Source organism: Pradoshia sp. Z6_59 (assembly GCF_058267515.1).
In genome coordinates this window covers 149,657-172,371 of the sequence record NZ_JBZCPP010000005.1, presented here as the reverse complement: position 1 = coordinate 172,371, position 22,715 = coordinate 149,657, and the positions used below count along the sequence as shown (strand labels likewise).

18 protein-coding genes are annotated in these 22,715 nt (G+C 41.5%); 3 read left to right on the top strand and 15 right to left on the bottom strand.

Features of this window, described 5'->3' with window-relative positions; translation table 11 throughout:
* Nucleotides 1-171 precede the first annotated feature (171 nt).
* The 7 genes from icmF to AC4D4B_RS07485 all read right to left on the bottom strand — a co-directional run bounded on the left by icmF (nucleotide 172) and on the right by AC4D4B_RS07485 (nucleotide 10,895).
* On the bottom strand, nucleotides 172-3,426 hold the full coding sequence (icmF, locus tag AC4D4B_RS07515) for a fused isobutyryl-CoA mutase/GTPase IcmF (protein WP_490999565.1): 3,255 nt from the start codon (nucleotides 3,424-3,426) through the stop codon (nucleotides 172-174).
* A gap of 20 nt (nucleotides 3,427-3,446) precedes the next feature.
* Nucleotides 3,447-4,079, bottom strand: a complete 633-nt coding sequence (locus tag AC4D4B_RS07510; protein ID WP_490999564.1) for a TetR/AcrR family transcriptional regulator — start codon at nucleotides 4,077-4,079, stop codon at nucleotides 3,447-3,449.
* A 90-nt stretch (nucleotides 4,080-4,169) separates the two neighbouring features.
* Nucleotides 4,170-5,312, bottom strand: a complete 1,143-nt coding sequence (locus AC4D4B_RS07505) for an acyl-CoA dehydrogenase (protein ID WP_490995070.1) — start codon at nucleotides 5,310-5,312, stop codon at nucleotides 4,170-4,172.
* A 20-nt stretch (nucleotides 5,313-5,332) separates the two neighbouring features.
* On the bottom strand, nucleotides 5,333-6,469 hold the full coding sequence (locus AC4D4B_RS07500) for an acyl-CoA dehydrogenase (RefSeq protein ID WP_490999563.1): 1,137 nt from the start codon (nucleotides 6,467-6,469) through the stop codon (nucleotides 5,333-5,335).
* A gap of 26 nt (nucleotides 6,470-6,495) precedes the next feature.
* The gene (locus AC4D4B_RS07495; protein WP_490999562.1) at nucleotides 6,496-7,347 is read right to left on the bottom strand and encodes a 3-hydroxybutyryl-CoA dehydrogenase; all 852 of its coding nucleotides are present in this window, start codon (nucleotides 7,345-7,347) and stop codon (nucleotides 6,496-6,498) included.
* Between the two features lie 18 nt (nucleotides 7,348-7,365).
* Nucleotides 7,366-8,559 (bottom strand): acetyl-CoA C-acetyltransferase, encoded by a 1,194-nt coding sequence (locus AC4D4B_RS07490; protein ID WP_490999561.1) that lies wholly within the window; start codon nucleotides 8,557-8,559, stop codon nucleotides 7,366-7,368.
* Between the two features lie 224 nt (nucleotides 8,560-8,783).
* Complete coding sequence (locus AC4D4B_RS07485; RefSeq protein ID WP_490999605.1) at nucleotides 8,784-10,895, bottom strand: (Fe-S)-binding protein; 2,112 nt, start codon at nucleotides 10,893-10,895, stop codon at nucleotides 8,784-8,786.
* A gap of 386 nt (nucleotides 10,896-11,281) precedes the next feature.
* Here AC4D4B_RS07485 and uvsE point away from each other — a divergent pair, with 386 nt between their 5' ends.
* A complete protein-coding gene (gene uvsE / locus AC4D4B_RS07480; protein WP_490999560.1) occupies nucleotides 11,282-12,241 on the top strand; it encodes a UV DNA damage repair endonuclease UvsE in 960 nt (319 codons plus the stop codon).
* Between the two features lie 80 nt (nucleotides 12,242-12,321).
* On the opposite strand, the gene argS is transcribed toward uvsE, so the two are convergent.
* The 4 genes from argS to speE all read right to left on the bottom strand — a co-directional run bounded on the left by argS (nucleotide 12,322) and on the right by speE (nucleotide 16,343).
* Complete coding sequence (gene argS, locus AC4D4B_RS07475; RefSeq protein ID WP_490999559.1) at nucleotides 12,322-13,992, bottom strand: arginine--tRNA ligase; 1,671 nt, start codon at nucleotides 13,990-13,992, stop codon at nucleotides 12,322-12,324.
* The gene (locus tag AC4D4B_RS07470; protein ID WP_490999558.1) at nucleotides 13,989-14,441 is read right to left on the bottom strand and encodes a YwiB family protein; all 453 of its coding nucleotides are present in this window, start codon (nucleotides 14,439-14,441) and stop codon (nucleotides 13,989-13,991) included. Before AC4D4B_RS07470 ends, argS begins: the two co-directional genes overlap by 4 nt.
* A 150-nt stretch (nucleotides 14,442-14,591) precedes the next feature.
* Nucleotides 14,592-15,473, bottom strand: coding sequence for an agmatinase (gene speB / locus AC4D4B_RS07465; protein ID WP_490999557.1), 882 nt, complete (start codon nucleotides 15,471-15,473; stop codon nucleotides 14,592-14,594).
* 42 nt (nucleotides 15,474-15,515) lie between these two features.
* On the bottom strand, nucleotides 15,516-16,343 hold the full coding sequence (speE, locus tag AC4D4B_RS07460; protein WP_490999556.1) for a polyamine aminopropyltransferase: 828 nt from the start codon (nucleotides 16,341-16,343) through the stop codon (nucleotides 15,516-15,518).
* 212 nt (nucleotides 16,344-16,555) lie between these two features.
* Between speE and AC4D4B_RS07455 the strand changes: the two genes are divergently transcribed.
* Nucleotides 16,556-18,631 (top strand): transglycosylase domain-containing protein, encoded by a 2,076-nt coding sequence (locus AC4D4B_RS07455; protein ID WP_490999555.1) that lies wholly within the window; start codon nucleotides 16,556-16,558, stop codon nucleotides 18,629-18,631.
* 179 nt (nucleotides 18,632-18,810) lie between these two features.
* On the opposite strand, the gene AC4D4B_RS07450 is transcribed toward AC4D4B_RS07455, so the two are convergent.
* Nucleotides 18,811-19,320 carry a YwhD family protein gene (locus AC4D4B_RS07450; RefSeq protein WP_490995080.1) on the bottom strand — a complete coding sequence of 170 codons (510 nt, stop codon included), beginning with the start codon at nucleotides 19,318-19,320 and terminating at the stop codon, nucleotides 18,811-18,813.
* Nucleotides 19,321-19,340: 20 nt separating this feature from the next.
* Nucleotides 19,341-19,979 (bottom strand): site-2 protease family protein, encoded by a 639-nt coding sequence (locus AC4D4B_RS07445; protein WP_490999554.1) that lies wholly within the window; start codon nucleotides 19,977-19,979, stop codon nucleotides 19,341-19,343.
* Between the two features lie 139 nt (nucleotides 19,980-20,118).
* On the opposite strand from AC4D4B_RS07445, the gene thmT reads away from it, so the two are divergent.
* Nucleotides 20,119-20,304 (top strand): 2-hydroxymuconate tautomerase, encoded by a 186-nt coding sequence (gene thmT / locus AC4D4B_RS07440; RefSeq protein WP_066109407.1) that lies wholly within the window; start codon nucleotides 20,119-20,121, stop codon nucleotides 20,302-20,304.
* 160 nt (nucleotides 20,305-20,464) lie between these two features.
* Here thmT and AC4D4B_RS07435 read toward each other — a convergent pair whose 3' ends face one another.
* Together AC4D4B_RS07435 and AC4D4B_RS07430 are read right to left on the bottom strand one after the other, a co-directional pair.
* Nucleotides 20,465-20,989, bottom strand: coding sequence for a YwgA family protein (locus AC4D4B_RS07435; RefSeq protein WP_490995206.1), 525 nt, complete (start codon nucleotides 20,987-20,989; stop codon nucleotides 20,465-20,467).
* A 24-nt stretch (nucleotides 20,990-21,013) separates the two neighbouring features.
* Nucleotides 21,014-22,324, bottom strand: a complete 1,311-nt coding sequence (locus AC4D4B_RS07430) for an HD domain-containing protein (RefSeq protein ID WP_490999553.1) — start codon at nucleotides 22,322-22,324, stop codon at nucleotides 21,014-21,016.
* Nucleotides 22,325-22,715 lie beyond the last annotated feature (391 nt).

Genomic DNA, 22,715 nt, shown 5'->3' with positions numbered 1-22,715 from the left:
TTTTATGTATCTTATAATAAAAAGCTTCTACTTTTTTATCCTACCATACAACCACCTGTTAATGTTCAATCCATATACAAATAATGAGCAAACTCTCAAGTCCCTTTAAATGTCATCTCATGAATTAGAGTACAGACATAAATTCGCCTGTACTCTAAGTAGCACAGAAACTTACATATTTCTGCGATATTGTCCTCCAACTTCATATAATGCATGTGTAATTTGGCCAAGACTGGCTGTTTTAACCGTTTCCATCAGCTGTTCAAATATGTTCTCTCCATTAATGGCAGCCTCTTTGAGTTGAGTTAGAGCTTTTTCTGCAGCCATTCCATGAATCTCCTTAAATTTCTCTAGATTAGAAATTTGTAAATCCTTCTCTGCCTTTGTGGCACGGGCCAATTCCATATTGTTCACTTCATCTTCACTTGGCGGATTAGGGTTTAAATAGGTGTTCACCCCAATAATCGGAAGCTCACCCGAGTGCTTTTTCATTTCATAAACAAGAGATTCATCCTGAATTTTACCACGTTGATACTGCATTTCCATCGCTCCGAGGACACCGCCTCTATCGTTGATTCGTTCAAATTCACGGAGAACGGCTTCTTCCACTAAGTCCGTTAATTCCTCAACGATGAAAGACCCCTGAAGAGAATTTTCATTTTTCATCCAGCCAAATTCTTTCGTAACAATCATCTGAATGGCCATGGCCCTTCGTACGGATTCCTCCGTTGGTGTCGTGATTGCTTCGTCATAGGCATTGGTATGCAGGGAATTACAATTATCCTGTAAAGCGAGCAAAGCCTGCAGAGTCGTACGGATATCATTAAAATCAATTTCCTGAGCATGCAGGGAACGTCCCGAGGTTTGGATATGATATTTCAGCTTTTGGCTTCGTTCATTCGCGCCATATTTATCTCTCATCACGATGGCCCATATTCGCCTTGCCACACGTCCGAGAACCGTATATTCTGGGTCCAGTCCATTTGAGAAAAAGAACGAGAGATTCGGTGCAAACGAATCAATATCCATACCACGGCTTAAATAATATTCTACATACGTAAAGCCATTCGACAGTGTAAACGCTAATTGTGAAATCGGATTTGCTCCTGCCTCCGCGATGTGATAACCGGATATGGAGACAGAATAATAATTTCTCACCCGATTTTTTACAAAGTACTCCTGGATATCGCCCATCAGTTTTAATGCAAACTCAGTAGAAAAGATACATGTATTCTGTCCCTGATCTTCCTTTAGAATATCTGCCTGAACGGTTCCTCTGACAATCTCCAACGTCTCTTTTTTTACAGTTTCCTTCTCCTCAGAAGTAAGAGTTCTTTCAAGCTCTGCTTGTTTTTTCTTTATTTGTTGATCAATGGCGGTATTCATAAACATTGCAAGAATGATGGGAGCAGGGCCATTGATTGTCATGGAAACGGAAGTACTTGGTGAACATAAATCAAACCCATTATAGAGTTTTTTCATATCCTCAAGGGTACAGACACTCACACCGCTTTCCCCGACCTTCCCATAAATATCAGGGCGTATATGCGGATCCTCTCCATATAGGGTGACGGAATCAAAGGCTGTGCTCAGCCGTTTGGCCGTATCATCCTTTGATAAATAATGAAAACGGCGGTTCGTTCTCTCCGGTGATCCTTCTCCGGCAAATTGCCGCTTCGGATCCTCTTCTTGTCTTTTAAACGGAAAGACACCTGCTGTGAACGGAAATTTTCCTGGAACATTCTCTTTCTGCACCCAGCGGAGGATTTCTCCATAATCCTGAAACTTAGGTAAAGCTACTTTTGGTATGGTCAGACCACTTAATGTACTAGTCTTCAATTCTGTCTTTATTTCCTTATTTCGTACTTTCGTAATCAGTTCTGTTTGTGAATATAAGTCCTTCTGATTATTCCAGCCATCAAGAATGGCTTTTGACTCATTGGTTAAATTTTGCCTGTATCCCTTTTGGAGCTCGAGCAGAGGCTCTGTTCCGCCTGAATAACCCTCTTCCTCCAATGCCTGTATGGCACCTTCTATTTGAAATAATCGTCTGGCAATCTGTTGTTGTTTAAGTGAGGCCATATGATATTGCTTTACTGTTTCAGCAATTTCCCGTAAGTAATATTGACGGTCAGGAGGGATGATGACATTTTGCTTTTCCGAACGCATAGATGTATTAAAACGGCTTTTGTATTCCTGACCTGTTTTCTTCTCAATGACTTCAAGCAACGCAGCAAAAAGTGCGTTTGTACCCACATCATTAAACTGGCTCGCAATCGTCCCGTACACCGGCATGTCAGCCGGATCTTTATCAAATAAATTGCGGCTGCGCTGATATTGTTTTTGGACTTGGCGCAATGCATCCTCTGATCCTTTTCTTTCAAATTTATTAATAACAATTAGATCAGCAAAATCAATCATATCAATTTTTTCAAGCTGTGAAGGGGCTCCAAATTCACTCGTCATAACATACATGGAGATATCACATACTTCCGTTATTGCCGCATCCCCCTGACCAATCCCGCTTGTTTCAATCAATACGGCATCATATCCGGCTGCTTTTACGACAGCTATCGCTTCTTTTATCGAATCTGATAGTTCAGAGTGTGATTTCCGTGTAGCCAAGCTCCTCATATACACACGCGGATGAAAAATGGCATTCATTCGTATTCTGTCTCCAAGCAACGCTCCGCCTGTTTTTTGCTTCGTTGGGTCAATCGAAAGGATCGCTATATTTTGCTCAGGGATTTCATTAATAAATCGGCGTATTAATTCATCTGTCAGTGAACTTTTACCGGCTCCACCTGTACCGGTTATACCGATTACCGGAATTTTATTAACCTGTGCTTCCTGTTTCTTTTGCAGCTCATCTGACAAAGTGGCTGCTTCCTGACCATTCAGTAGTCCGTTTTCCGCCATGGTAATTGCTCGTGCTACAGCTAATGGGTTTGATACTGAGAGAGTTGCTTTACTTAAATCCTCAAGGGGTGGCAATGGATAATCACATTCACTCATTTGCAGATCCATCATGCCTTCGAGACCCATTTCTCTTCCATCATCCGGAGAAAATATCTTGGCAATCCCATATTCATGCAGCTCTTTAATCTCTCTTGGTATGATGACTCCGCCGCCACCCCCATAAATACGAATATGGCTGGCTCCTCTTTTCTTCAGCAAATCGTACATATACTTAAAAAACTCCATATGCCCACCCTGATAGGACGAAACAGAAATCCCTTGGACGTCCTCCTGAATCGCCGCATTAACAATTTCCTCAACAGAACGATTATGACCGAGATGAATTACCTCCGCTCCTTTTGCCTGAAGTATTCTCCTCATAATATTGACACTGACATCGTGCCCATCAAATAAACTGGAAGCCGTCACAAAACGAATAGGGTGTTTCGGTTTATATCCTTTATTCATCTTTTTTCATTCCCCTTTGCTTATCTGTTTTCCCCATTGGCTAAACCACTTAAAAGAAGATGCATTTGCATTTCAATATATTGATCGATTGTATAGCTTTTTCTGAGTCCCCATCTCCTGAATGCCCACATTTGGCCATGAACAATGATGTTATGTGCAAGCAGGTGAATTTGTATCGGGCTTAAATCAATTTCCTCATGCTGCACACATGTCTGAATGAGTTCCTCAAACATTTTCGTCATTTCATTTTCTTTATTTAATACATAAGGTAGTGCTACCCTACTCAATGATTTCGCTTCCTGGTACATCACCAATACTTCATCCTGCATCTCATCACAAATTTTAAAATAATAAGCGATACCTAAGCGCAGCCCGGCAAATGTTCCCTCGCTTTCTTCAAGCGCTTTTTGGAGCCGGTCCTTCACCTCATCGTAAATATTGTCACAAACGAGATATAAAATATCATCCTTTGATCTGATATATTCATAGAGTGTTCCAATACTGAATCCTGCTGCCTTTGCTATTTCCCTTGTTGTTGTTCGGTGGTAGCCCTTCTCTATGAATAAGGATACCGCCCCCTTGATCATCTCATCCCGGCGTTTTTTCACTAGCCTCTCATCCTTTACCGAGGCATGGACTACGATTCTCTTCACCCTTTCACCCACCTTACCTACACGTATTTCTTTTAAAAATCAATTCTCCCCGGATAAGATAGCCGGGAAGAACCCTATAAAAATTTGAAATTAGTCTTTGGTGAGCATCCTTGAGATAACAAGTCTTTGGATTTCCTGTGTTCCTTCATAAATTTGTGTTATTTTCGCATCACGCATATAGCGCTCAACCGGATAATCCTTTGTATATCCATACCCGCCAAATACCTGTACCGCTTCTGTTGTGACCTTCATTGCTGTATCGCCGGCAAATAATTTGGACATAGCCGACTCTTTTCCATACGGAAGTCCCTCGGATTCCAGCCAAGCAGCCTGATAGGTTAAAAGTCTTGAAGCCTCTATACTGGTTGCCATATCTGCAAGCTTAAAGCCTACTCCCTGCTGGGCAGAAATTGGTTTGCCAAATTGAACTCGCTCCTTCGCATAATCAACTGCAGCGTCGAGTGCTCCCTGAGCGATTCCAACAGCCTGCGCAGCAATGCCATTTCTTCCTCCATCGAGGGTCATCATGGCGATTTTGAATCCTTCTCCCTCTTTGCCTAATAGATTCTCCTTCGGTACTTTACACTCCTCAAAAATAATCTCTGTTGTTGGAGATGAACGAATTCCGAGTTTCTTTTCTTTTTTTCCAACACTAAAGCCAGGAAAATCCTTTTCCACAATGAATGCGCTTGTACCTTTATGTTTAGAAGACGGATCTGTCAATGCAAAGACCACATATGTATCAGCCACGCCCCCATTTGTGATGAATATTTTAGAGCCATTTAAAATATAATGATCTTCTTCCAGACGGGCAGTTGTTTTCATAGCTCCCGAGTCTGATCCCGATCCCGGCTCCGTTAGCCCATAAGCTCCAATTTTCTCTCCCTGCGCCATAGGTCTTAAATATTTTTGCTTTTGTTCTTCATTGCCAAATTTATAAATTGGCCAGCCAGCCAACGATGTATGAGCAGATAGCGTAACGCCTGTTGAAGCACATACACGCGAAAGTTCTTCAATGGCAATGCAGTAGGCTACATAATCACTGCCGATTCCACCGTACTCCTCTGGCCAAGGAATTCCTGTAAGCCCGAGCTCCGCCATTTTATTAAAGATTTCTCTGTCAAAGCGCTCCTCTTCATCCCGTTCGGCCGCTGTCGGTGCCACTTCATTCCGGGCAAAGTCCCTAACCATTTTGCGAATCATTTCATGTTCCTCTGATAATTTAAAATTCATTCCTATTTCCCCCTGTTCTATTAGCCCATCAGATGCTTACTGATTACTATTCGTTGGATTTCGCTTGTACCTTCGTATATTTCTGTCACTTTTGCATCTCTAAAATAACGTTCCACTGGGTATTCCTCTGTATAGCCATAGCCTCCAAAAACCTGGATTGCTTCGGTCGCCACTTCAACTGCCGTACGCGAGGCAAACAGCTTTGCCATGGATGCCTCCTTTGTACATGGCTGATTCGAACTTTTTAAAGCAGCTGCCTGATAAACCAGTAATTTTGAAGCCTCAACCATTGTCCCCATATCGGCGAGCTTAAAGCCTATTCCCTGCTGAGCAGAGATTGGTTTCCCAAATTGGCTGCGATTCTTTGCATATTGGACAGCATGCTGAAAAGCCCCTTCCGCAATTCCAAGTGCCTGTGCTGCAATCCCAATCCGCCCTGTATTCAGGTTATTCAGCGCGATGGACATTCCCTGTCCTTCTTCCCCAAGCAAATTCTCAGCCGGTACTCTCATATCCTCAAAGGTGAGCTGAACTGTTCTCGATCCATGCAAGCCCATTTTATTTTCATCCTTGCCAATGACAAGTCCGGGTGTGTCTTTGTCTACAATAAAGGCGCTGATTCCCTTATTTCCCTTAGAAGGATCCGTGGAGGCAAAAACAATATAGACATCTGCCTCACCGCCATTCGTGATAAATATTTTTGAACCATTGACGATATACTCCCCATTTTTTCTTACAGCTCTCGATTTCAATGAGCCTGCATCCGATCCGGCACTTGGTTCAGTTAAACAGAAGGCACCCAGATATTTGCCACTTGCAAGCTTCGGGATATACGCCATTTTTTGTTCTTCATTGCCAAAATTCAAAATCGGGTAGGTTCCAACAGATGTATGGACGGATAAAATCACGCCGACTGTCGGACTTATTTTCGATATTTCATGTATCGCTGTAATGTAGGAGATATAATCCATTCCGGCCCCGCCGTATGACTCCGGTATCGGAATCCCCATCAATCCAAGCTCCGCCATTTTGGATACAATCTCCCTCGGAAAAACTCCAGCTTCCATCTTTGGTACAAACGGTTCGATTTCCTTGACGGCAAATTCACGAACCATTTTTCTCATCATTTGCTGCTCATCCGTAAATGTGAATTCCATTGCAGGTAGCCTCCTTTTTGACAAACTTAGTTGTATTGGTAAAATCCCCTGCCTGATTTCTTGCCAAGCCAACCGGCACTTACATATTTACGCAGCAGCGGACATGGCCGATATTTGTCATCTCCAAGACCTTCATGCAAGGTTTCCATAATGTACAAGCATGTATCAAGCCCAATAAAGTCAGCCAGCTGGAGCGGACCCATAGGATGATTCATCCCCAGCTTCATCACTTCATCAATGGCTTCCTTGGAAGCAACCCCTTCATATAGAGTGAAAATAGCCTCGTTGATCATCGGCATGAGTATACGGTTTGAAACAAAGCCAGGAAAATCATTTACCTCCACGGGGATCTTTCCGAGCTCTTTAGCGGTCTCTTCAATTCTTTTGTATACTTCTTCAGAAGTTGCGAGACCGCGAATGATCTCCACAAGCTTCATGACAGGCACAGGATTCATAAAATGCATACCTATTACCTGCTCCGGCCGTTTTGTTGCTGAGGCAATTTCCGTAATCGGTAAGGAAGAGGTATTCGTAGCGAGAATCGCGTGAGCAGATGCCAACTCATCAAGCTCTTTAAATAATTTCTTTTTGATATCCATATTTTCTGTAGCTGCTTCAATTATGAGGTCAACCTGACCCGCATTTTTCATTTCAGTTGAGGGTGTTAATCTTTCCAGGATTTCTACTTTTGCCTGTTCACTTAAACGCTCCTTTTCCACTTGCCTTAACAAATTATTTTCGATGGTAACCAGACCCTTTTTTACGAACTCTTCAGTTAAATCATGCAGAAACACTTCAAAACCCGATACCGCACAAACCTGAGCAATTCCAGACCCCATTTGCCCCGCACCGATAACCATTATTTTTTTAATCTCCATCCCTCATCACCCCGTTTTTTATTCTTTTGTCTTTGGTACTTCAATCATGATGGCATCTCCCTGTCCGCCGCCGCTGCAGATTGACGCAATCCCGATGCCGCCGCCACGTCTCTTCAGTTCATACATGAGGGTGAGAATAATTCGCGCTCCACTCGCTCCAATTGGATGGCCAAGGGCGACCGCTCCACCATTTACATTCACTTTTTCAGCATCAAGATTGGCAAGCTTGCCACTCGCAAGGGCAACCGCTGCAAATGCCTCATTCACTTCAAATAAATCAATATCATCCAATGATTTTCCTGTTTTCTTAAGCAGCTCATTTATGACTAAGCCGGGAGTTTTAGGGAAATCCTTTGCTTCCACAGCAATTTCGGCATGGCCGATAATTCTGGCACCAATCTTGTATCCTTCATCGATTGCTTTATCCTCACTCATTAAGACAAGTGCGCCAGCACCGTCATTAATCCCCGGTGCGTTTCCGGCCGTTATCGTTCCATCCCGATCAAACGCCGGTTTCAAAGAACTCAGCTTCTCCACTGTTGTATCTTTTCGTGGTGCTTCATCGATTTCCACAACAACCGGATCACCTTTACGCTGTTTGACGGATACTGGAACGATTTCCTCCTGCAGAAAGCCGGATTCAATGGCCCGAATTGCCTTTTGATGGCTCTGATAAGCCCAGTTATCCTGATCACTTCTTGATAATTCCAGATCCTCGGATGTACTGTTACCGTAAGACCCCATATGTACACCGGTAAAGCTGCATGTTAGACCATCATGGACCATCATATCGACCAGCGGCGTATCTCCCATACGAGCTCCCCATCTAGCCTTTGGAAGAATGTATGGAGCATTGCTCATTGATTCCATCCCGCCGGCCACGATCACTTCTTCTTCACCAAGCCGAATGATTTGGTCTGCGAGTGTGACGCTTCGTAAACCGGATGCACATACTTTATTAATCGTCTCTGTCTTGACTGACCATGGCAGCCCAGCATGTCTTGAGGCCTGACGAGAAACGATTTGACCCTGGCCACCCTGTAATACACAGCCCATAATGACTTCATTCACATCTGCCCCGTTAACACCCGAACGTTCTATAGCCTCTTTGATTGCTATTCCACCTAACTCTGAAGCTGTTAAACTGCTTAATGCTCCTCCAAATTTTCCAAAAGGCGTCCTAGCTCCATCAATAATTACGGTTTTCCCCATCGTTATCCCTCCGCTTTTAAATTTCATACTTTGGTTAATTGACTGAACGCTCGCTCGTCGTTGGCAGAAAATATGTAAGCGCTTTAATTTGGTATATTTGTATTTTACTGTAAATAAGAAAGAAACGGAAATATTTACACAATATTTCGAAAACAAATAGTTGTGTAAATTTCCGTTTCTGTCTCATCTATTACTATATGAACCCCTTCATATATCTGTGAGAATTAAGATGCAAGCTCCCTTTGTTCCCCAAACACCGCTTTCTCAAGCAGTTCTGCCACATCGTATGTTTTAACTTCTTCTTCAACTTCCTTAGCCTTTGTACCATCACTTAACATAGTTAAGCAATACGGACAGCCTGAACTGATAACTGTCGGATTTACCTCAAGGGCTTGTTCCGTACGGGCAACATTGATGCGGTGACCGGTTTCCTCTTCCATCCACATTAAGCCGCCACCCGCTCCACAGCACATTCCATTTTCACGGTTTCTTTCAATCTCCACAAATGAAGCTCCCGGAATTGCTTTTAAAATATCCCTCGGTGCATCATAGACATCGTTGTATCTTCCCAAGTAGCAAGAATCATGGAACGTAATTTTTTCATTAACGGCATGAGTTGGTTTTAATCTTCCTTCCTTCACTAGATCAGCCAGCACCTGTGTATGGTGATAAACCTCTGCCTGTAAGCCGAAGTCTGGATATTCATTTTTGAAGATATTGAAAGCATGCGGATCGATTGTAACAATCTTTTTGACCTCATTTTTTTCGAACTCTTCAATATTCTTCGTAGCCAGCTCCTGGAACAAGAATTCGTTTCCAAGACGACGCGGTGTATCTCCGGAGTTTTTCTCCTTATTACCGAGAATCGCAAATTTAACGCCAGCTTCATTTAAAAGTTTCGCAAACGATAAAGCGATTTTTTGTGAACGGTTATCATAGGATCCCATAGAGCCAACCCAGAATAGGTATTCAAACTCTTCACCGGATTTCTTCATTTCCTTCACGGTTGGTACGACTACATCCTCACGAGCTTCACGCCAATCTTCACGCTCTTTCCGGTTCAATCCCCAAGGATTTCCCTGACGTTCAATATTTTGCATCGCGCGCTGAGCATCAGCTGGTACTTTACCTTCCGTTAATACAAGAAAGCGACGCATATCAATAATAGTTCCAACATGCTCATTCATAACCGGACACTGATCCTCACAGTTACGGCATGTTGTGCATGCCCAAAGCTCTTCCTCTGTAATCACTTCACCCACCAAGGCTGGATTGTACACTTCGCTTGCTGCCGCAGACTCCGCAGCACCTGCACCCTGTGAAGCCAACGCGATTTGATTGCCTTTCGTATTGCTGAATACGAATCCCGGAACCCACGGCTCTTTCCTTGTAACTGCAGCTCCCGTAAATGTTAAATGGTCACGCATTTTAATTAAAACATCCATTGGTGAAAGCATTTTTCCTGTCCCGGTCGCCGGACACATATTGGTGCAACGGCCGCACTCCACGCATGCATATAAATCGACGAGCTGCAGATCCGTAAAGTCCTGAATCTTTCCTGCTCCATATGTCTCCTGTGTTTCATCCTCAAAATCAATTTTCTTCAATTTTGGCGGAGTTAATCTGTGCAAATAAACATTGGCTGGTCCGGCAATTAAATGTGCGTGTTTCGATTGCGGGATATATACCAAGAACGTCAAAATGAAAAGTAAGTGTATCCACCAGGCCACATAGAATACAGCTATGGCAGCTGTCTCATTCATCCAGCCAAGCGCCATCGCAATCGTAGAAGCAATAGGCTCTGACCAATGAAGTTCACCGCCATGCCATATAATAGCAGCCCCGTTCGCTACAAGCGTTGCCAGCATTAATCCTCCGATAAAGATCAGGACTAGCCCGGCTTTAAATCCCCTTTTAAGCCGAACAAGCTTCTCAATATAACGGCGATAGAATGCCCAAACAACAGCCACCAGTACCAGCAGTACAACTATCTCCTGGAAGAAGGTGAAAATCGGATATATAGGTCCCAATGGCAAATGAGATCCCGGTTTAATCCCTTTCCAAATCAGGTCAATCGCTCCAAATTGGACAAGGATAAACCCATAAAAGAAGAGTACATGCATCGTTCCGCTTTTCTTATCCTTCAGTAATTTCTTCTGTCCAAACACAAATACCCAAATCTTTTCCAGCCTCTTCTTTACGTCATTATCAAACTCTGTTTTCTTACCGAGTTTAATATAGGCAATCCTTGTTCTAATCAGATACGTGAACAGCCAACCTGCGTAAGCGGTTACAATAACAGCCGCAACTAAGTTGATCCATAGAAGACCATTCATCTCCATCCCCGTCTTCCCCCTTTTGCTACTGAAAGCATGATTTAAAAGTTACCTCCAACATAAAACGACACTAAACCCAATATAGTATAACTATATTTTATATAATGAATGAGCATTCAGTCAATCAATAACTTACATATTTTAGATTAATTATTAAAACATGGTAAATATAATCTAGTTTGTCGAATAGATCATTTGAGATTTATTTTTATATTTTTAGTCATACTAAGATGAGTACATACTGGTTAGAGGAACTACTTGAGGTATAAATTGATGCATTTCCAATCTACATATAGGAATTATTTTACAGTTTTAAACCAATACCCTACCCCTTTGCTTACTAAACAGCTAATACTTAAAAACATGGAAAAGAGAGGCCTTTATTTATGGATATTCGATTTGGATATGTATCCACTGCCTTAAATCTTTGGAATTCAACCCCCTCCAAAACCATCACCTATACACGTTGGAGCGGATTATCTCAAGAAGAGCAAATCGAGCGATTACTCACAATTACTAAACAAAATATCGAAACCACCAAACGAATTCTCCATTATAATATTGCACACGAAATACCGATCTATCGTTTCTCAAGCTCAATTGTACCGCTTGCAACTCACCCCGATGTTATGTGGGATTTTATTACACCATTTAAAAAAGATTGGGCTGAGATTGGCAAACTGGTACGGAAGTACAAGCTCCGTGTCAGCTTCCATCCGAATGCCTTTACACTATTCACCTCTCCTAATGATGATGTGACGGATAAAGCAGTTGAAGATATGATTTACCATTATAAAATGCTGGAGGCTATGGGGATGCCGGACCAAGCGCTCATTAATATCCATGTTGGCGGGTCATACGGAAATAAACAATTGGCCATTCAACGGTTTTATGCCAACAGCCAAAAAATCCCGAAATCTATCAAGCAGCGCATGACGCTCGAGAATGATGATAAAACTTATACAACCGAAGAGACTCTGCAGGTTTGTGAGCATGAGGATATCCCACTTTTATTTGATTACCATCATCACGTGGCAAATCCTTCTATTACTCCATTGGAAAAATTGCTGCCCCGCATTCTTCTGACATGGGAATTAAGAGGCTGGAAGCCTAAAATCCATATTTCTTCTCCCCGTTCGGAGCCTGAAATTCGCGCACACGCAGCCAACGTCGATGTTGACTTTATCATGCCATTTATCCAAATGCTGAAACAAATAGGGATTCCTGAAATTGATTTCATAATCGAGGCTAAAAATAAGGATATCGCGATGATGAAGCTGATTGAGGATTTATCTTCATTAAGAGGAATCAATCGAATTAGCGGCGGAAGCATCAGGATAAGATAATATTTGTTAGCATTCTGTTTCTACCCTAACAAAAACAACCCACACCTCTCTTAAGGTGTGGGCATTTTATTAGTATGAGATTACATTTTTTCTGGAGCAGATACACCAATTAGTTTTAATGCATTAGCCAATGTAATTTTTGTTGCCTGAACAAGAGCAAGTCTAGCTTTACTTCTTTCAGGCTCTTCCTGATCTAATACTTTATCAGCATTATAGAAGCTATGGAATGTGGAAGCCAGATCAAAAATATAATTCGTGATTCGGTGCGGCATACGTTTTTGAGCTGCTTCGGCAACCGCTTGTGGGAATTCACCAAGTTTCTTCAGAAGGTCAATTTCTTTTTCAGAACCCAATCGGCTAAGCTCTGCGTCCCCTTCCAATGTAATACCCACTTCAGCTCCCTGACGAAGGATACTGCAAATACGAGCATGTGCATATTGAGCGTAGTAAACTGGATTATCATTGGATTCGGAGACAGCTAAGTCAAGGTCAAAGTCCATATGCGTGTCCGCACTTCTCATCGCAAAGAAATAACGCACGGCATCTAAACCAACTTCCTCCATCAAATCTCTCATTGTGACAGCTTTTCCTGTACGCTTAGACATTTTCATTTTCTCGCCATTTTTAAACAGGTGAACAAGCTGGATGATTTCTACCTCCAACGTATCTTTTCCGTAACCCATCGCCTGAATCGCTGCTTGCATACGAGGAATATACCCATGATGGTCTGCTCCCCAAATGTTGATTAATTTTTCAAATCCGCGTTCCAGCTTATTTTTATGGTATGCGATGTCTGGTAGGAGATAGGTGTATGAACCATCATTCTTAATTAATACACGGTCTTTATCATCGCCAAAATCAGTAGATTTGAACCAGGTAGCTCCATCCATCTCATAGATATATCCTTTTTCTCTTAACAGCTCCAATGCAGGCATAATTTTGCCATCTTCATAAAGAGATGTTTCAGAGAACCATACATCAAATGGGACACGGAAGCTCTCAAGGTCTTTTTTCAATTTTTCCATTTCATATTTCAAACCGTACTCGCGGAAAAATTTAAAGCGCTCTTCTTCATCGGCATTTACATATTTATCGCCAAATTCTTCAGCCATACGTTTACCGATATTGATAATGTCTTCTCCATGATAGCCATCTGCAGGCATTTCTTTCTCCATTCCAAGCGCCTGTAAATAGCGAGCTTCAACGGAATATGCCAGATTATTGATTTGGTTACCCGCATCATTAATGTAGTATTCACGAGATACATCCCAGCCAGCTTTAGCCAGGATATTGGATAAAGAATCCCCAACTGCTGCACCGCGGGCATGTCCTAAGTGAAGATCTCCTGTTGGATTCGCAGAAACAAACTCAACCTGAATTTTTTCTCCTCCACCTACATTGGATTCCCCATAAGCTTCACCTGACTCCAAAATAGCAGGAATCAGATTTGTTAAGTATCCGTTATTTAAATAAAAATTGATGAATCCCGGTCCGGCAATCTCAATTTTTTCAATGGATGCCTTTGAAGTATCAAAATGATTAATAATTTCCTCTGCTATTGTCCGAGGGGCCTTCTTAGCAATACGAGTAAGCTGCATAGCCATATTAGTAGAATAATCCCCATGTGTTTTATCCTTTGGCAATTCAAGAATTACACTTGGAATCGCTGCTTCTTCCGCTAATCCAGCCCTAATTACTGCCTGCTTAATCTCTTCTTTAATCTGATCCTGAATCTCTGTTACGATGTTCATCTTTTCTTTTCCTCCTTGACCGTCAATGTAAGTGAGTAGTTGCCCACATTCTCTTGTTGTAAAAATAGGTTGTAGGAAACATGGAAAATCTCTTCCTTCGTTTCCGGATGGACGGTATGCTCCAGCTTATTTGTACGTGTCGTTAAATCCAGTGTACCATGAATGCTTTCATAAGAGCCGCTGGTTTCTGTGCCAATTTTGTAAAGCTGTCTCATTTTAACCGCGCCGCTTCTAATAATTAGCATTTCATCCCCGTCATATTTAACAGTTGTGTTGATCTTCCCATTGTTTTCAACGTGCTCAATATAGCGGATATATGTGGCATTTGGCATGTGATGCAACGTGCCAAATGTAATTAGCTCGATGTTCTCTTCATCGTCAACATATTGGATATGCGTCTTTAGCCGTACCATGACCTCTATGGGTGCGTTACTTTTTTCCTCGGTCATTTAATGAATTCCCCCTGGAATCGATTATTTTACTCAATCATACAAGTATAAGGTAAAGAAAAACTCTCTGGCAACTTGTCCGAATCTTTTTTTCTAAAAAAAATCCCCTTGCTCTACTATCATAGACAGGGGATTGCTAGTCTTATTCAATTATAGGCGTTTATTTACCCAGCCTAAAAGAATTTCGCGAATAAATTTGGCTGCAGCAATTTGCGTTTGTTCAGAGGAATCATACGCAGGAGCGACTTCTACAAGATCTGCTCCCACCACATTTACGCCAGAGTTTGAAATAGCTGTAATGGCCTCAAGCATTTCTTTAGATGTAATACCTCCTGCTTCAGCAGTTCCCGTACCCGGTGCATGTGCTGGGTCAAGTACATCAATGTCAATGGTGACATACACATTTCGCCCGGCAAGGGTGGGCAGCACTTTTTTTAATGGCTCAGCCACATCAAATTTATACATATGCATTCCGGAATCCTTGGCAAATTGAAACTCTTCCCTCATGCCTGAACGAATGCCGAAAGAATAGACATTCTCTGCACCAATCAGATTACAAATCTTCCGAATTGGCGTTGAATGGGAAAGCGGCTCGCCTTCATACTCTTCTCTCAAATCTGCATGAGCATCAAAATGGATAATAGCCAAATCTTCATACTTCTTATGAAATGCTTTTATAATCGGCCATGTAACGAGGTGCTCACCACCCATGCCAAGCGGGAATTTCCCTTCCGCCAACAGGGTTTCAATGTACACTTCAATCATATCAATGCTTCTTTGCGGATTTCCAAAAGGGAGCGGAATATCGCCCGCATCAAAAAACTTAACAGCCTCTAAATGTCGATCGATATAAGGGCTATATTCTTCCAAACCAAGGGATACTTCTCGTATACGCGCTGGGCCAAACCTGGATCCAGGACGGAAGCTAACTGTCCAATCCATTGGCATTCCGTAGAGAACCGCCTCTGAATCTTTAAAATCGGGATGACTTCCTATAAAAACTTTACCGGAATAGGCTTCATCAAATCTCATAATCTGCACTCCTTTAATCCTCATCTATATGTTCATTACTTTTTATTTTAAAAGATCAGCTACAAATTTAGGCAGCACAAAGGCCGCCTTATGAAGCTCCCTTGTATAATACTTTGTTTCCATTTCAATGAATCTATCATCACAAATCTCTAAAGGATGGTGTTTTTTTGAACCAATTGTAAAGGTCCATAAACCGCTCGGATAGGTTGGGATATTAGCCGTATACAGGCCGGTAATTGGAAAAATCTCCTTTACATCCTTAAAGACCGATTGAATTAAATCCGCTTTAAACCAAGGGTTATCCGTTTGGGCAACAAAGATACCCTCTTCCTTCAATGCTTGATAGATTCCTGCATAGAAGCCCTTCGTAAACAAATTTACGGCCGGTCCAACCGGCTCTGTAGAATCTACGATAATAACATCATATTTATTTTCGCTATTGGCAATATGCATAAATCCATCATCAACCAGCACTTCGACCCGATGATTGGACAGACTCCCCGCAATTTCTGGTAAAAACTGTTTTGAATACTCAATGACTCTGCCATCAATCTCTACCAAAGTAGCTTTTTTTACATTCTCATGCTTAAGCACTTCACGGATTACACCACCATCCCCACCGCCTACAACGAGGACATGCTCTGGATTAGGATGCGTATGCAGTGGAACGTGGGCTACCATCTCATGATAGACAAATTCATCTTTCACAGATGTCATCACCATATCATCAAGCAGCAGCATCTTACCCCACTCATCTGTCTCTACAATATCCAGTTTTTGAAAGTCTGTTTGTTCTGTATGCAAGGTACGACTTATCTTCATGGTGATTCCAAAATGATCTGTTTGCTTCTCCGTGAACCAAATACCCATGATGAACCTCTTTTCTTGTTTCAGTTTCAGCGGCCCAATTAGCATTCACTATCTATTAAACTTAGAAGAGTATAGTGCATTCTTATAGAAAAGTAAAGATTTTCCCGTATTTCCAATATTATCGTTTCTATGTCTGTTTTACGTTTAAAAATGTTGGTTTATTTTCATACTACTAATATGAATAATTTCACAACAGATCAGGGGGAAGACATGTGTCTCCAAGCAGACTTAGAAGAAGGAAATTACTTGCCTATAAACGAGCCCTCATATTTATCGGGTCGCTGATTGCTACATTTGGAGTGATTGGGTTTGTTACTGTCCTACTTATTGTAAAGCTTGCCGGACCTCCAGCCATATCCGTCCCGCAAACCACCCAATATTTAGCTGATGATTTAAGTACATTTACGGAAAGCCACGGGGCCGAGAGGCGGTATTGGGTACCTCTCAGTGAGATATCACCTTATCTAGTACAATCTACTCTGGCAGTTGAGGATCGAAATTTTTATCATCATAACGGGTTTGATACAAAAAGAATTTTAGGGGCAATTGTATCTGATACGATTGCGATGGCCAAGGTCCAGGGAGCCAGTACAATCACTCAGCAGTATGCCAAGAACCTCTTCCTTGGCTCGGAAAAAACCTGGTCACGAAAGGCTAAGGAAGCTCTCTACACTCTTCGGATTGAAGACCATTTCAGTAAAGATGAGATTCTCGAAGGTTATTTAAATACGATTTATTACGGGCATGGAATGTACGGTATACAGGCTGCTAGCCACTATTATTTTCATAAGGATGCCAAAGATTTATCCTTGGCCGAAGCAAGCCTGCTTGCCGGCATTCCAAAGGGTCCAGGCATTTATTCACCACTTTTATCAAAGAAGAATGCGAAGGAACGGCAGGCTATTGTCCTCAACTCTTTAAAGGAAACCAGTCAGCTTAGTGCAGAACAGGCAAAAGAAACAATGGCATTAGCCGACCGCTTACCCATTTACGGTTCCCTGATTACAGAGAAAAAACAGGAGGCACCCTATTTTCTGGATGCGGTCAATCAAGAGTTACGCCATGTGTTAAAGGGGAATGAGGAGCTGATCCGGCAAGGGGGATTAAAGGTGTATACAACCTTCAATTCCAATCAGCAAGCCATTGCTGAAGAGGCTATTGCCAAGCATGTACAGCCGGGAGGCGAGTTTCAGGCAGCTTTAATTGCAATGAATCCCCATAACGGTATGGTGAAAGCATTGATTGGTGGAACCAATTATGAGCATAGCTCATTCAATCGTGCGACCCATGCACTTAGACAGCCCGGTTCCACGATTAAGCCGCTGCTATATTACACAGCTTTGGAAAAAGGATTCACACCATCGACGACCTTACGAAGTGAAGTGACCACCTTTTCATTTGATGGAGGAAAAGAAGAATATACACCCCATAATTTTAATAACCGTTATGCCAATGAATCGATTACACTGGCTCAGGCCCTGGCAGTTTCAGATAATATATTTGCCGTCAAAACACATCTGTTCCTTGGAGAGGATGAACTGGTTAAGGCTGTAAAGCGATTTGGATTAACCACTCCTATGGCCAAGGTTCCTTCACTGGCGCTTGGAACGTCCGGAGTTAAACCTTTGGAGATGACTAATGCCTATAACTTATTTGCCAACGGAGGGAAAAAGGTTAAACCTTACTTTATCACTAAGGTTACAGGGCGTGACGGCGAGGTTCTATATCAGAAAAAATTAGAACGGACAGCCGTACTGAAGCAAGAGGACGCCTATGTCATGACACAAATGCTGACAGGTGTGTTCGATAAAAAGCTAAATGGTTACGCATCCGTGACAGGTGCCTCGATTGCCCCTAAGCTTTCAAGGCCCTATGCCGGAAAATCAGGTTCAACTGAATATGATAGCTGGATGATTGGCTATACTCCACAGCTTACAACAGGTGTTTGGACCGGATATGATCGTTCTCAGAAAATCGAAACCAAGCAAGATAAAATCGCGGCCAAGGAAATTTGGGCGAGCTTTATGGAGCAATCCCTAGAGGATGAGCCTGTTAAAGAGTTTAAACAGCCGAAAAATATTGTTGCAGTAGAAATTGATCCTGAAAGCGGCTTGCTTGCACATGGAGCCTGCCCGGTTAAACGCCTTACTTATTATAAAAAAGGAACCGAGCCGAAACAGTATTGCCATGATCACAGGGGAAGCGACCCAGCCCCTTCTGATGAAAAGAATAAAGAAAAGTCACATGATCCGTGGTACAAGAGAGTGTGGCCATTTGGAAAACTTTAAACAATCCGACCCATGTAAGAAAACAAAAATCCCCAAACCATTAACGGTTTGGGGATTTTTGCGTCCTAGCTCTACGTGCTTGCACACTGTTTTTAGTGTACTTTTTTTACTGAAAACCGACAAGTAATATGCTGAATTAACTTACAAAAAAATCCATAAATTTCACGTTTTTGTCAATATTAGTTAGCGTTCAGCTTTTCCTTCAATTCATCAGGGGAGTTTTGCCAAAGCTCTTCATTATGCTTTTTCAGGAAGTTAGCTAAGATGATTTTTGAAGGTTCATCCATATGCTCAACGATAATATGTCTTTTCAATGATTTATCCATGCGATTCACATGCTCTGGCAATGATTTATAGCCGCGGCGAATCTCCTCATCAACCGTCATTTCACATGCCGTCACACCCGCATAATAGGCTCCCTGTTTCGTCTGTTCGATTGTAACCCAAACCAGCCAATATGGCTTTCCGTTTGGTACTTCCTCTTTATTCGGTAAAAATTTGATTCGTCTTTCAATAGCACTCCTTGCATGCATAGCACCAATATCGACAAATGCTTCGCCTGCCTCCACATCAATAATGACAGGTGAAACATTTTCCAGGCTCAACGCCCCCATTCCAAAGCCTTTATGGCCATCAGTAGGGTCGTTTTTGATGATATTAAAAGTTGGTTTTTTCTTATCTTGACTCATGGGTATGTAGAAGCCTCCCTTTATACAAATATTGAAACTAAGAATTGCTCAATCGCTGGTACTAATTTATAAATGATTGGATCGATTGTGTAATTACCAAGCGGTGTAATCACCAGGATAAGGAAAATCAACGCTCCATATTGTTCATACTGTGTCATTTTTGGACGTATATCAGCCGGAACGAGATCCTCAATAATACGATACCCATCAAGTGGAGGGAATGGCAATAAATTAAATACAAACAGCACGACATTCAAGCGGATAAAAATTTTTAAAAACGTGTAAATAAACTCAGGTAAATTAAATCCAGCGATGCTTATGATATATATCAATAGGACACCAATAAAAGCCAGCACAAGATTACTCAAAGGACCTACCACTGAAACAACAATACTGTTCATCCGTGGATTTTTAAAGAAAAAGCGATTGACCGGTACAGGTTTTGCCCAACCGAATCCGACCAGTATAATAAAAATCGCGCCTAATGGATCAATGTGCCGAAGCGGATTTAATGTCAGCCGTCCCTGATTTTTTGCAGTCATATCTCCAAATTTATAGGCCGCATAGGCATGTGCATATTCATGAACAGTAAACGCAATGGCGAGAGTTACAAGTGTATATGGTAAATTGACCAGTATGCTTTGAAAATCAAACACCAAAACATCCCCCTTTTCCTTAATATAAAACCTTATCAGTTAGGTTCAACCTTCCATTCTGCTTTTCACCACTTGCTTTCCACCGGCGATTATGAAAAACTATCAACATAATCACTTGTTTTACAAATGAGGAGGACATTATATGCCGTATGTAACCGTTAAAATGTTAGAGGGCCGCACTGAAGAACAAAAAAAGGCCTTATGTGAAAAAGTAACTGAAGCAGTTTCTGAAACAACAGGAGCACCAAAAGAAAGAATTACGGTGTTTATTGAAGAAATGACTAAATCTCATTATGCGGTTGGCGGTGTACGCGCCAGCGATCAATAATTTTTGTTCGGTTGCGCATCTTCATCCCCACGGAACATTATTGATTCAATTAACTAGTATTGGACCCGACTTTCGTTTTTAAGTGGGAGCCAACGGGATAAAAGGAGCCGAATGGAGCAAATACGCTCCATTCTTTTTATTTATCCATTTTTAAAAAGAATTAATTTGCGTACATTGGTTTATTTTCCTTAATAAGCTGTGCTGCATAATTGAAGGCTTCCTCTATTTCCTCAGGCAAATACTGTTGCTTCGCCTTAAGCTCCTGGATTTTCTTAATAATCTCATCCTTGGATAAATGGTCGAAATAAAAAATCGTAGAAACCAATTCAAGAAAACGTGCATTATGATTGTTCAATCCCTTTACACATGCAGCCAGCTCGTCGTTTTCATTGTCTTTGCTGTATAAAGAAAGAAATTCTTTGCCTGCCTCTGTTAAAGAGTAGTCATAATGAACATAGCCATTTTCCTTATCCTTTATTTCAGATAAAAGCCCTAAATTGCAAAGTTCTTCTATTTTTAACGTTAATTCCTCTGAATAAGGTCCATAAAAATGAAATTCAAATCTCTCCTGAAAAGGATATTCAAGTTTTTTTGAGATAAACACCATCTTTTGAAGCTTTTTTCTCCCACCAATATGCCCGGCTGCATCTATGGCTGAAAGAATTCTGGCATGCTCCTTCAACAACATTCTTCACTCCTTCAGTATCAATTAATCCCAATCAAGCAATTCTTTTATTTTTTCCTTTATTTCTTTATGATTCGTTTCATCCTCTAAGATATCAGCAGGAAAGTACAGTTTATGATCCGTACGTCGTTTCCCGGAAATCGCGTCTACGATATCTGATTGCCTGGAAAGCTCTTTAAGTTCTTTCGTTTTAGATAACAGATAAATCGGTACCCTTTCTCCCTCTTCTCCAGGCCGATAAAAATCATATGGTAAATCCGATGAAGAATCTAGCACCAAATAATATTCCGGATCAAGTCCGGCTGCTGTGAACAATTGAGTAAGCTCCATCACTTTTTTCATTTCTGCACTGGATGATGGAAGGAATTCTACATACTGGAATAAATTCCGGTTCATGAACCTCGTGCATAAATCACTCAGTATGCCATCCTCTTCCTCTCCCCATAACTGAAAATAGTACAGCATAACACTATCGTCTAATTTCAAATAATCATATAGGGTCACAGACTGGGTAAATAAAGAAGAAAAATGATGAGGTTCCTGTTTAAATCGATAATTTTTCTTATATAAATCTTTAGCGCGGTGCAGGATTTTTGTTAAAATCACCTCTGCGCTTCGAGATACTGGATGGAAATAAACCTGCCAGTACATTTGATAGCGGCTCATAATGTAGTCTTCTACAGCATGCATCCCGCTTTGCTTGAAAACCACCTGATCCTCCGTCGGTCTCATCACTCGGAGAATCCGCTCCATATCAAACTGGCCGTAGCTCACCCCAGTAAAATAGGCATCCCGTAACAAGTAGTCCATCCGGTCTGCATCAAGCTGACTCGAGATTAAGCTGACAACCAATTTATTGGCATGTGTTTTGGCAATGACTTCAGCTACCTCTTTCGGAAAGCTGGCATCTACCTTTTTTAAAATTGCATTAACCTCAGTATCCCCTAAAATAATCTTCCTTGTGAATTCCTCGTGGTCCAAATCAAAGACTTTTTCGAAGGCATGTGAAAAAGGACCATGCCCGAGGTCATGGAGCAACGCTGCACATAAAGAAAGAAGACGATCTTTTGGGTTCCATTCCGGTCTATTAGCAAATACTCCATCCACAATTCTTCTCACAATCTCATATACTCCAAGAGAGTGATTAAAACGGCTGTGTTCAGCCCCATGAAATGTTAAATAAGTGGTTCCAAGCTGTTTAATTCGCCTTAAACGCTGGAATTCCTTTGTATCAATTAAATCCCAAATGGCCCGGTCATTCACATGCACATAGCGATGCACCGGATCCTTAAATACTTTTTCTTCGTTTAATTTTTCCAGAGAATATTCTATCATTCTATTCCCTCTTCCTAAAGGTCATGGTTCTATTATAGCTTGTTTAATCTAAAAAAACATAATCAACTCTATCCACAATAAAGAAACCATTTCCAAAGGATGGATACGCCTGTTTCTGAGAGCTTTTCACACAAATTATGCGGGATTAGGAATCATGATTTTTATTTGGTTATAGACGAGATTTGGTGATTTTCTTTATTAATAATGGTTAATGTGAGGGCGCTCAGTTAAGGAATTTCGCTCAATCCTATGAAAACTCACACATTCGTGAAAAAAACACCTCAATTATTTTTATTTCGCTCAGATATTCTTAATTTCGCGCATTAATACAGGATTTCACTCACATATTCTCACGTAATTGGGAAGACCGCTCTTCAATGCTCCATTTCAG